Raw genomic sequence first — 10,963 nt, 5'->3', positions numbered from 1 at the left:
AATCCACAGAATGTGGACGAGGTCGGGGTATCAACATATCTGGCGTTGACTTTTGGCACGCTGTTGAGTTCTCAAGGAACGGACGCTTCCTTTGGCCCCGTCTCCGGGCCCTCCGGGCTTTTCCCTTCGGTCTTGCTGTCTAGCGTTTCCGACTCTATCAGAACCTTTCGGTGTCTGATTCCCAGTCAGCGGGACCGCTTTCAGTTATCCGCTTTCGCGTTTCCCTTTCGGCGAATCCGAACTTTATCAGAGATTCTGAGTCGGAATTCCCACCCGGTCCGGCACGCCGCTCCAGACACATGAGCGCCCGGGCGTTCCCATCCTGGTGGAGCCGTAAACCTACTGGAGCGGGGCCCCCGAGGCAAATCGGGGGCCCCGCTCCAGTGTTGAGGTCGGAGCCGAGGTCAGACCTCGACGACCACAGGCAGGATCATCGGGCGCCGGCGGTACGTGTCGGAGACCCACTTGCCCACCGATCGCCGCACCAGTTGCTGGAGTTGGTGAGGCTCGGCCACGCCGTCCGATGCCGACTTGCCGATCACCTCCTCGATCTTCGGGATGACGGCGGCGAACGCGGAGTCCTCGATGCCGGAGCCTCGCGCCTGGATGTGGGGGCCTCCCACGACCTTCCCGGTCGTCGAATCCACCACCAGGAATACTGAGATGATGCCCTCGTCGCCCAGGATGCGGCGGTCCTTGAGCGATGTCTCGGTCACATCGCCGACCGAGAGCCCGTCGACGTACACGTAACCCGCCTGGACCTTGCCGACGATTCTGGCCTTGCCGTCGACCAGGTCGACGACCACTCCGTCCTCGGCGATGACGATGTGGTCCTTGGGGACCCCCGTCAGTGCGCCGAGTTCGGCGTTGGCGCGCAGGTGGCGCCATTCGCCGTGAACCGGCATGAGGTTCTTCGGCTTGCAGATGTTGTAGAAGTACAGGAGCTCGCCGGCGGAGGCGTGGCCCGAGACGTGGACCTTGGCGTTGCCCTTGTGGACGACGTTCGCGCCCCAGCGGGTCAGACCGTTGATCACACGGTAGACGGCGTTCTCGTTGCCCGGAATGAGGGACGACGCCAGGATCACCGTGTCGCCGGGGACGATCCGGATCTGGTGGTCGCGGTTCGCCATGCGCGAGAGCGCCGCCATCGGCTCGCCCTGGGAGCCGGTGCACACGAGGACGACCTCGCTGTCCGGGAGGTCGTCGAGCGTCTTGACGTCGACGACGAGGCCGGCCGGGACCTTCAGGTAGCCGAGGTCTCGGGCGATGCCCATGTTTCTGACCATCGAGCGGCCGACGAACGCGACTCTGCGACCGTACTCATGGGCCGCGTCGAGGATCTGCTGGATGCGGTGGACGTGGCTGGCGAAACTCGCCACGATGATCCGCTTCTGGGCACCGGCGAAGACCTGCCGCAGGACGTTCGAGATGTCCCGCTCGGGCGGGACGAAGCCGGGCACCTCGGCGTTGGTCGAGTCGGAGAGCAGCAGATCGATGCCCTCCTCGCCGAGTTTGGCGAAGGTCGGCAGGTCGGTCAGCCGGCGGTCCAGCGGGAGCTGGTCCATCTTGAAGTCGCCGGTGTGGACCACCATTCCCGCGGGGGTGCGGATAGCGACGGCCAGCGCGTCCGGGATCGAGTGGTTCACCGCGACGAACTCGCAGTCGAACGGGCCGATGCGCTCGCGATGACCCTCGGACACTTCGAGGGTGTACGGGCGGATGCGGTGCTCCTGGAGCTTGGCCTCGATCAGGGCGAGGGTCAGCTTGGAGCCGATCAGCGGGATGTCCGGCTTCAGCCGGAGCAGGAAGGGGACGCCACCGATGTGGTCCTCGTGGCCGTGCGTGAGGACGATTCCCTCGATGTCGTCGAGGCGGTCACTGATGGTGGTGAAGTCCGGCAGGATCAGGTCGATGCCCGGCTGTTCCTCTTCGGGGAAGAGGACGCCGCAGTCGACGATCAGCAGACGGCCGTTGTATTCGAAGACCGTCATGTTGCGGCCGATTTCGCCGAGGCCGCCGAGCGGGGTGACGCGCAGGCCGCCCTTGGGCAGCTTCGGCGGGGCGCCGAGTTCGGGATGCGGATGACTCAAAAGACTCTCCTCACCACGCACGCCACGTACCGCTGAGGCACGTGGCGCGCGTGACATTCGTGCACTTGCTGTTGCACTTGCTTGTTGTCCGAGTGGGCGGAATGCCCAGCACTTTGTGTGTTCGGTTATTCAGTTGTGAAGTTCGATATTTTCGATATTCATGAAACCTGGTTCATGAATCGTGTCCGTGAAGGCAGGGCCTCGCTTACAGCTCTACCCCGCCGGCCGCGAGATCGATCTTGAGCTGCGCCGTCTCGTGCTCTGTCAGCTCGACGAGCGGGAGGCGCAGCGGTCCGGCCGGCAGCTTCTGCAGGGTGAGCGCCGCCTTGGTCGTGATGACTCCCTGTGTACGGAACATGCCCGTGAAGACGGGGAGCAGCTTCTGGTGGATCTCCGTGGCCTTCTGTACGTCACCGCTGACGTGCGCGTCGAGCATGGCGCGCAGTTCCGGTGTGACCACGTGGCCGACGACGGAGACGAAGCCGATGGCGCCGACCGCGAGGAGCGGCAGGTTGAGCATGTCGTCGCCGGAGTACCAGGGGAGGCCGCTCTGGGCGATGACCCAGCTGGCCCGGCCGAGGTCGCCCTTGGCGTCCTTGTTGGCGACGATACGCGGGTGCTGCGCGAGACGGATGAGTGTCTCGGTGTCGATGGGGACGCCGCTTCGGCCCGGAATGTCGTACAGCATCACCGGCAGCCCGGTGGCGTCGGCGATGGCCGTGAAGTGCCGGAAGAGGCCTTCCTGCGGAGGCTTGTTGTAGTAGGGGGTGACGGCGAGGAGGCCGTGTGCGCCGGTGCGTTCGGCGGTGCGGGCGAGTTCGAGGCTGTGGCGGGTGTCGTTCGTGCCGATGCCGGCGACGACGTGGGCCCGGTCGCCGACCGCCTCCAGGACGGCCCGTACGAGCTGATCTTTCTCCGCGTCGCTGGTGGTCGGGGACTCGCCGGTGGTGCCGTTGATGATCAGGCCGTCGTTGCCTGCGTCCACCAGATGCGAGGCGAGTCGCTGGGCGCCTTCGAGGTCGAGTGCGCCGTCCGCCGTGAAGGGCGTGACCATCGCGGTGAGGACCCGCCCGAAGGGGGTCTGCGGAGTGGAGATCGGAGCCATGGGTAACACGCTACTCGTTGCTCGGCTCGGCGTGTCCCCTCGGGGGCACACGGGCAGGTCGTGGACCCGCGGTGCGGATGCGGGCTCTGGGGTGGTGCGGGGCCCGAGAGCGTCCAGGTTCTGCAGAAACGTTCGCCCTGAGGTCCGGTGTACGGAGCCCGGCACTGACTGCTCGGGGGTTCAGGCAGTGCCGGGTCCGTTTGATCAGCCTAGATGAACTTCTCGAAACCCCGCAATCCGGACACCTGGCGCCAAAGTCCGTACACCAGTGCGCCACGGCAGCCCTACGGGGCCCGCCGAGGCCCTACGGCGCCACCCGGCCGTTGCCGTTGAAGGCCGCGTGCGTGAGCGGCATGAGCCGCGCCCACTGCTCCTCCATCTTCTCTCCGACCATCTCGATCTCCCGCTGCGGGAAGGACGGGACCTTGGCAGCCTCGTGCTGGGTGCGCAGCCCGAGGAAGTGCATCAGCGAGCGTGCGTTGCACGTCGCGTACATCGACGAGTAGAGGCCCACCGGCAGCACCGCGCGGGCCACCTCACGGGCGACGCCGGCCGCGAGCATTTCCTGGTACGCCTCGTAGGCCTGGCGGTACGACTCCGTCATCACGCGCTCGGTGAGGTCCTGCTGCTCCTGGGTGCCGTCGACGAAGACGTACTTTCCGGGGCGGCCCTCCTGGACGAGCTTGCGGGAGGCGTCGGGGACGTAGAAGACGGGCTGGAGCTCCCGGTAACGCCCCGATTCCTCGTTGTAGGACCAGCCCACGCGGTGCCGCATGAATTCGCGGAAGACGAAGATCGGGGCGCTGATGAAGAAGGTCATCGAATTGTGCTCGAAAGGGCTGCCGTGGCGGTCACGCATCAGGTAATTGATGAGGCCCTTGGAGCGCTCGGGGTCCTTGGAGAGCTCTTCCAGGGACTGCTCGCCCGCGGTGGAGACGCGCGCGGCCCACAGGACGTCGGAGTCGCCCGCGGTGTGCTTCACCAGCTCGACGGTCACCTCACTGCGGAAGCTGGGCTTGGTCTCGGCGGAGATCTCACTCACCGGCGGGGTCCTTCCTGTCGCGTCTGTCGGGCGGCGCCCACTCTACGACCAGGCACTGACAAGGCCCGGCCCCGCGAGGAACCGTACGGGTGGGCGTCATCGACACGCGTGCGTACTTCGTGCTGTTGTTCGCCGATTTGGCGAAATCGGGCACCAAATGACCGTCCTACGCGTCTGACTCAGTGGCGGACGGAGCCACTTCGCTCACCACCGCCCAGGCTTCCACTCGCAAGACCGTAAGGAGTTCCCGCCCATGTTCCGCCGGCGTGAGGCTGTCCCGTTCGCATTCGTCGCCGAGGCCGACAGCTTCCGCAGTAACGTCACTCCGCCCCCGCGTCAACCGGTCAGCCGGTCCGAGCTGATGAGTCGCGTGCTCGTCGGGCTCGTCGTCGCGGCCGGGCTCGCGGGCTCGCTGCTGTTCGGGCTGCCGTCGCTCGAATCGGGACAGCCGTCCGGGCAGGCCCAGCAGTCCGAGGCGGCCCGGGGCCGCTGACCCGTCCGGCCCCCCTGAGTGGTCCTGCCGGGGTGCTCCTCGATAACCTCAGCCAGCACCGCCCGATCGAGCGTGCTTGTGAGTGAGGATCAGTCGTGCCCCTGCCCTTCCTGACGGCCGACCGTGCGTTTGACGCGACCACCGATGATGTCGCGCTGCCGTTCGACGACCACGACCGCTGGCGTCGCCCCTACCGTCCGGGACCGTGGCGGGTGGGCGCGTCCGCGCTGCTCCTGCTGCTCGCCTCGTTCGTTCTGCTCGCGACGATGATCATCGCGTTCGCCGGGGCGGCGTCCGGCGCCGCCGTGTGCCTCGGCATCGCGCTGGTGATGATCGCCGTGGCGCTGCGGCTGCTGCGCGCGGGCGCGTGGGTCAGCCGGCGCGGCGTACGGCGCGTGGGGCTGCTCACGACGCGAACGGTGCCGTGGGGCGAGGCCGTGGAGGTCCGTACGGTGCAGCAGCCGGTGCGCTGGCTGGGGCTGCCGCGGACCGTACAGGGGCAGGCGCTCCTGCTCGTCCTGCGTGACGGGGAGAAGCGGCTGCTGCTCACCGATCACAACGCGGATTTCCTGTCGCGCTCCGAGGCTTTCGACCGGGCGGCGGACTCCGTCGAGGCGTGGGGCGACGAGTACCGCCGAGGCTGAACCGGCGCCCGCTAGTCCCGAGTTGACGTAATCGCGAGTGACCCCTCGTGGAGCGCGATCGCGTGCCGCATCGCCCCGCGGGCGCGGGGGGTGTCGCCGGCGTCGCGGTAGGCGACCGCGAGACGGAACCAGCAGCGCCAGTCCCCCGGAGTGTCCTCCGTCTCGGCGCGGCGGGCGGCGAAGACGGCGTCCGCCGACGCGCGGTCCACCCGGCCACCCGCAGTGCGCACCAGCTCGTCCACCGGGAGGCCGCCCTCGGCGTCCAGCTCGGCGGCGAGCCGGTTGGCCCGCTGGACGAACCGTGTGTTCTTCCAGAGGAACCAGGCGCCGATGACCGGCATGACCAGCACGGCGATCCCGAAGGTGACCGTCAGCGGCGTACCGATCCCGATGAGCGCCACCCCGCGGCCCCCGGCCAGGACGAAGTAGCCGACGAGGAGGGCCGCCATGACGAAGTACATGACCTTGGCGCGCACGGCGGTCAGTCCGACGGGTTCAGGTCGAGGAAGTGCTCCAGGCCGAAGGTGAGGCCCGGCATGCCGCCCACGCGGCGGATGCCGAGGAGGATCCCCGGCATGAAGCTGCTGTGGTGCAGGGAGTCGTGGCGGATGGTGAGCGTCTCCCCCTCGGCGCCGAGCAGCACCTCCTGGTGGGCGAGCAGTCCTCGGAGCCGTACCGAGTGCACACGCACCCCGTCGACGTCCGCGCCGCGCGCGCCGTCCAGCTCCGTGACCGTGGCGTCGGGCTGCGGCGCGCAGCCGGCCTCGGCGCGGGCGGCTGCGATCAGTTGGGCGGTGCGGGCGGCGGTGCCCGACGGGGCGTCGACCTTGTCCGGGTGGTGCAGCTCGACGACCTCGGCGGACTCGAAGTAGCGGGCCGCCGCCTGGGAGAACTTCATGGTGAGGACGGCCCCGATGGAGAAGTTGGGCGCGATGAGCACGCCCGTCTCCGGGGAGCCGGACAGCGCCGTCGCCAGCTGCGCCAGTCGGTCGTCGGTCCAGCCGGTGGTGCCGACGACCGCGTGGATGCCGTGGCGTACGAGGAAGTCCAGGTTGCCCATCACCGCGGCGGGGGTGGTCAGTTCGACGGCGACCTGGGCCCCCGTGTCGGCGAGGGTTTCCAGTTCGTCGCCCCGGCCGAGGGCCGCGACCAGTTCCATGTCGTCGGCGGCCTCGACGGCTCGTACGGCCTCGGCGCCGATACGGCCCTTGGCGCCGAGAACTGCCACCCGCAGTGTGGTGCTCATCGCTCTGCTTCCTTCTGCTTCTTCAGGAGGCCGGGGAGGGCGGCGGTCAGGCGACCGCTTCGTCGAGCCGGTCGGTCTGCTTGTCGTTGAGGGGTCCGATGACGGACAGCGAGGGGCGCTGCCCCAGTACGTCGCGTGCCACCGCGCGCACGTCGTCGGGGGTGACGGCCGCTATCCGCGCCAGCATGTCGTCCACGGACATCTGGGTGCCCCAGCACAGCTCGCTCTTGCCAATACGGTTCATCAGTGCGCCGGTGTCCTCCAGGCCGAGGACGGTGGAGCCGGAGAGCTGGCCGACGGCGCGGCCGATCTCCTCGTCGCTGAGCCCTTCGGACGCGATCTGGTCGAGCCCGTCGCGGCAGATCTTCAGCACGTCGTGGACCTGGCTGGGGCGGCAGCCCGCGTAGACGCCGAAGAGTCCGCAGTCGGCGAAGCCGGAGGTGTACGCGTACACGCTGTAGGCGAGGCCGCGCTTCTCCCGTACCTCCTGGAAGAGCCGGGAGCTCATGCCGCCGCCGAGGGCGGTGCTGAGGACCCCGAGGGCCCAGCGGCGCTCGTCGGTGCGGGAGAGGCCCGGCATGCCGAGGACGATGTGTGCCTGCTCCGTCTTGCGGTTCAGCAGGTCGACGCGGCCCGCGGTGCGCAGGTCGCGGCGGCCGGCACGCGGGGCGACGGGGACGGCGTCCGTACGGGAGAGGGCACCCGCCTTCTCGAAGGCGCTGTTCACCTGCCGTACGACGGTGTCGTGGTCGACGTTGCCGGCGGCGGCGACGACCAGGTGCGTCGGGTCGTAGTGCTTCTTGTAGAAGCGGGCGATCCGGGCGCGGTCGAGGGCGTTGACGGTGTCGACGGTGCCCAGGACGGGGCGGCCGAGGGGGGTGTCGCCGAACATCGTCCGCGAGAAGAGATCGTGCACGCAGTCGCCCGGATCGTCCTCCGTCATCGCGATCTCTTCGAGGATGACGCCCCGCTCCGCGTCAACGTCCTCGGCCTCGATGAGTGAGTCCGTGAGCATGTCGCACACGATGTCGATGGCGAGGGGGAGGTCGGTGTCGAGCACGCGCGCGTAGTAGCAGGTGTACTCCTTCGCCGTGAAGGCGTTCATCTCCCCGCCGACCGCGTCCATGGCGGAGGAGATGTCGAGGGCGCTGCGCTTCTTGGTGCCCTTGAAGAGGAGGTGTTCGAGGTAGTGCGTGGCGCCGTTGAGCGTGGGCGTCTCGTCGCGCGAGCCGACCTGTACCCAGATACCGAAGGTCGCCGACCGTACGGACGGCAGCGACTCGGTGACGACGCGCAGGCCGCCGGGGAGGGTGGTGCGGCGGACGGTGCCGACGCCGTTCTGCCCCTCCAGGAGGGTTTGGGTACGGGCGACGGCCCGTACCTCCGAGGAGGTGCGGGCCGTCGTCGTGGAACTGCGAAACGTCACTGGGAGGCTTCGTCCTTCTTGTCGTCCTGCTTGTCGTTCTTCTCTTCGTCCTCGCCCTCGATCACGGGGATCAGCGAGAGCTTGCCGCGCTGGTCGATCTCGGCGATCTCGACCTGGACCTTCTGGCCGACGCCGAGGACGTCTTCGACGTTCTCCACGCGCTTGCCGCCGGCGAGCTTGCGGATCTGCGAGATGTGCAGCAGGCCGTCCTTGCCGGGGAGCAGCGAGACGAACGCGCCGAAGGTGGTGGTCTTGACGACCGTACCCAGGTAGCGCTCGCCGACCTCCGGCATGGTCGGGTTGGCGATGCCGTTGATCGTGGCGCGGGCGGCCTCGGCGGCCGGTCCGTCGGCGGCACCGATGTAGATGGTGCCGTCGTCCTCGATCGTGATGTCGGCGCCGGTGTCCTCCTGGATCTGGTTGATCATCTTGCCCTTGGGGCCGATGACCTCACCGATCTTGTCCACCGGGATCTTGACGGTGATGATCCGCGGGGCGTTCGGGGACATCTCGTCCGGGACGTCGATGGCCTCGTTCATCACATCGAGGATGTGGAGGCGGGCGTCGCGGGCCTGCTTCAGCGCGGCGGCCAGGACCGAGGCGGGGATGCCGTCGAGCTTGGTGTCGAGCTGGAGGGCGGTGACGAACGTCTTCGTACCGGCGACCTTGAAGTCCATGTCGCCGAAGGCGTCCTCCGCACCGAGGATGTCGGTGAGGGCGACGTAGTGCGTCTTGCCGTCGATCTCCTGGGAGATCAGACCCATGGCGATACCGGCGACGGGGGCCTTGAGGGGCACACCGGCGTTCAGCAGCGACATGGTGGAGGCGCAGACCGAGCCCATGGACGTCGAGCCGTTGGAGCCCAGCGCCTCGGAGACCTGGCGGATCGCGTACGGGAACTCCTCGCGCGTCGGCAGCACCGGCATGATGGCGCGCTCGGCGAGCGCTCCGTGGCCGATCTCGCGGCGCTTCGGCGAACCGACGCGGCCGGTCTCACCGACGGAGTACGGCGGGAAGTTGTAGTTGTGCATGTAGCGCTTGCGGGTCACCGGCGAGAGGGTGTCCAACTGCTGCTCCATGCGGAGCATGTTGAGGGTGGTGACGCCCAGGATCTGGGTCTCGCCACGCTCGAACAGCGCGGAACCGTGCACGCGCGGGATGGCCTCGACCTCGGCGGCGAGCGTACGGATGTCCGTGACGCCGCGGCCGTCGATACGGACCTTGTCCTTGATGACGCGCTCGCGGACCAGGGACTTCGTCAGGGCGCGGTACGCACCGGAGATCTCCTTCTCGCGGCCTTCGAACTGCGGGAGCAGCTTCTCGGCGGCGAGCTCCTTGACGCGGTCCAGCTCGGCCTCGCGGTCCTGCTTGCCGGCGATGGTGAGCGCCTGCGACAGCTCGCTCCGTACGGCGGCGGTGAGGGCCTCCAGGACGTCGTCCTGGTAGTCGAGGAAGACCGGGAACTCGCCGGTGGGCTTGGCGGCCTTGGCGGCGAGGTCGGCCTGGGCCTTGCAGAGCGCCTTGATGAAGGGCTTCGCGGCTTCCAGACCGGCGGCGACGATCTCCTCGGTGGGAGCGTCCGCGCCGTCGGCGACGAGCTGGATGGTCTTCGTGGTGGCCTCGGCCTCGACCATCATGATCGCGACGTCGCCGTCCTCCAGGACGCGGCCGGCGACCACCATGTCGAAGACGGCGTCCTCAAGCTCGGTGTGCGTCGGGAACGCGACCCACTGGCCCTTGATCAGGGCGACACGGGTGCCGCCGATGGGGCCGGAGAAGGGCAGGCCGGCCAGCTGCGTGGAGCAGGAGGCGGCGTTGATCGCGACCACGTCGTACAGGTGGTCGGGGTTGAGCGCCATGATCGTCTCGACGATCTGGATCTCGTTGCGCAGGCCCTTCTTGAAAGAGGGGCGCAGCGGGCGGTCGATGAGGCGGCAGGTGAGGATCGCGTCCTCGGAGGGCCGGCCCTCGCGGCGGAAGAAGGAGCCGGGGATCTTGCCGGCCGCGTACTGCCGCTCCTCGACGTCCACCGTGAGGGGGAAGAAGTCGAGGTTGTCCTTGGGCTTCTTGGAAGCGGTGGTGGCCGACAGCACCATGGTGTCGTCGTCCAGATACGCGACGGCGGAGCCGGCGGCCTGCTTGGCCAGGCGGCCCGTCTCGAAGCGGATGGTGCGGGTGCCGAACGTGCCGTTGTCGATGACGGCCTCGGCGTAGTGGGTCTCGTTCTCCACCAGTGGTTCTCCGATACGTGTCGTTGTCGTCTTTCGTCCCGCGCCCGTGTGGCGGGGGACAGGCGGAGAAGCGCTCCTTGGTGCGGGCCGGTCTTCGATCGAAGCTCCCGGGGCGGCGGCGCGGGCCGCTGGCGGCGTGCGCCGCGCCGTTCCGGGGGCCACTACCGAGGACCGGCGGCGGCGGAGGGGCGCTTCCCCTCGTCAGTGGGTGGTGCCTTCTGTGGTGCTTCCCAGCGGTGTCCGGGAGCTGTGCTCCTGCGAACAGGTTACTGAGCTTCGTGCGCATACGGCGAAGGGAGCGGTTCCCGGTGTGTGGGAACCGCTCCCTTCACGGCGTACTACTTGGCGCCGCCGGCCGCACCGCGGCGGATGCCCAGGCGGTCGACCAGCGCACGGAAGCGCTGGATGTCCTTCTTCGCCAGGTACTGCAGCAGGCGGCGGCGCTGGCCGACCAGGATGAGCAGACCGCGGCGGGAGTGGTGGTCGTGCTTGTGCGTCTTGAGGTGCTCGGTCAGGTCCGAGATACGGCGCGAGAGCATCGCGACCTGGACCTCGGGGGAGCCGGTGTCGCCTTCCTTGGTGGCGAACTCCGACATGATCTGCTTCTTCGTAGCGGCGGCAAGCGGCACGCGTACTCCTCGTGGGTCTTCGTGGCCACCGAGTGCCCCAGGTCGTATTCGCTGGGG

10 protein-coding genes are annotated in these 10,963 nt (G+C 68.4%); 2 read left to right on the top strand and 8 right to left on the bottom strand.

Annotated elements, in window-relative coordinates; translation table 11 throughout:
• Positions 1 to 404: 404 nt before the first annotated feature.
• The 3 genes from ACIBLA_RS34360 to thyX form a co-directional block, all read right to left on the bottom strand.
• Positions 405 to 2,090 (bottom strand): ribonuclease J, encoded by a 1,686-nt coding sequence (locus ACIBLA_RS34360; RefSeq protein WP_363245378.1) that lies wholly within the window; start codon positions 2,088 to 2,090, stop codon positions 405 to 407.
• 205 nt (positions 2,091 to 2,295) lie between these two features.
• Entirely contained in the window at positions 2,296 to 3,195 is a 900-nt protein-coding gene (dapA, locus tag ACIBLA_RS34355) for a 4-hydroxy-tetrahydrodipicolinate synthase (protein ID WP_363245379.1), read from the bottom strand.
• A 304-nt stretch (positions 3,196 to 3,499) separates the two neighbouring features.
• Positions 3,500 to 4,237 carry an FAD-dependent thymidylate synthase gene (gene thyX / locus ACIBLA_RS34350; protein WP_363245380.1) on the bottom strand — a complete coding sequence of 246 codons (738 nt, stop codon included), beginning with the start codon at positions 4,235 to 4,237 and terminating at the stop codon, positions 3,500 to 3,502.
• A 253-nt stretch (positions 4,238 to 4,490) separates the two neighbouring features.
• On the opposite strand from thyX, the gene ACIBLA_RS34345 reads away from it, so the two are divergent.
• A complete protein-coding gene (locus ACIBLA_RS34345) occupies positions 4,491 to 4,730 on the top strand; it encodes a hypothetical protein (protein WP_363245382.1) in 240 nt (79 codons plus the stop codon).
• A gap of 95 nt (positions 4,731 to 4,825) precedes the next feature.
• On the top strand, positions 4,826 to 5,374 hold the full coding sequence (locus ACIBLA_RS34340; RefSeq protein WP_363245383.1) for a hypothetical protein: 549 nt from the start codon (positions 4,826 to 4,828) through the stop codon (positions 5,372 to 5,374).
• Positions 5,375 to 5,385: 11 nt separating this feature from the next.
• On the opposite strand, the gene ACIBLA_RS34335 is transcribed toward ACIBLA_RS34340, so the two are convergent.
• The 5 genes from ACIBLA_RS34335 to rpsO all read right to left on the bottom strand — a co-directional run bounded on the left by ACIBLA_RS34335 (position 5,386) and on the right by rpsO (position 10,906).
• Positions 5,386 to 5,850, bottom strand: coding sequence for a hypothetical protein (locus tag ACIBLA_RS34335; protein WP_399200870.1), 465 nt, complete (start codon positions 5,848 to 5,850; stop codon positions 5,386 to 5,388).
• A gap of 5 nt (positions 5,851 to 5,855) precedes the next feature.
• On the bottom strand, positions 5,856 to 6,620 hold the full coding sequence (gene dapB / locus ACIBLA_RS34330) for a 4-hydroxy-tetrahydrodipicolinate reductase (RefSeq protein WP_363245385.1): 765 nt from the start codon (positions 6,618 to 6,620) through the stop codon (positions 5,856 to 5,858).
• Positions 6,621 to 6,666: 46 nt separating this feature from the next.
• Positions 6,667 to 8,046 (bottom strand): M16 family metallopeptidase, encoded by a 1,380-nt coding sequence (locus ACIBLA_RS34325; RefSeq protein WP_399200869.1) that lies wholly within the window; start codon positions 8,044 to 8,046, stop codon positions 6,667 to 6,669.
• Positions 8,043 to 10,277 carry a polyribonucleotide nucleotidyltransferase gene (locus tag ACIBLA_RS34320; protein ID WP_363245387.1) on the bottom strand — a complete coding sequence of 745 codons (2,235 nt, stop codon included), beginning with the start codon at positions 10,275 to 10,277 and terminating at the stop codon, positions 8,043 to 8,045. The genes ACIBLA_RS34325 and ACIBLA_RS34320 overlap by 4 nt, the downstream gene beginning before the upstream one ends.
• Before the next feature lie 338 nt (positions 10,278 to 10,615).
• On the bottom strand, positions 10,616 to 10,906 hold the full coding sequence (rpsO, locus tag ACIBLA_RS34315; RefSeq protein ID WP_023538273.1) for a 30S ribosomal protein S15: 291 nt from the start codon (positions 10,904 to 10,906) through the stop codon (positions 10,616 to 10,618).
• Positions 10,907 to 10,963 lie beyond the last annotated feature (57 nt).

It is taken from the genome of Streptomyces sp. NPDC050433 (genome assembly GCF_044458565.1).
GTDB lineage: Bacteria > Actinomycetota > Actinomycetes > Streptomycetales > Streptomycetaceae > Streptomyces.
The sequence above is the reverse complement of the archived record's forward strand: the minus strand, read 5'-3'. Positions and strand labels throughout refer to the sequence as shown.

Bases quoted from the DNA above. Each gene is read 5' to 3' on its own strand.
- dapB (WP_363245385.1), bottom strand. From the start codon at position 6,620: ATGAGCACCACACTGCGGGTGGCAGTTCTCGGCGCCAAGGGCCGTATC.
- dapA (WP_363245379.1), bottom strand. From the start codon at position 3,195: ATGGCTCCGATCTCCACTCCGCAGACCCCCTTCGGGCGGGTCCTCACC.
- ACIBLA_RS34345 (WP_363245382.1), top strand. From the start codon at position 4,491: ATGTTCCGCCGGCGTGAGGCTGTCCCGTTCGCATTCGTCGCCGAGGCC.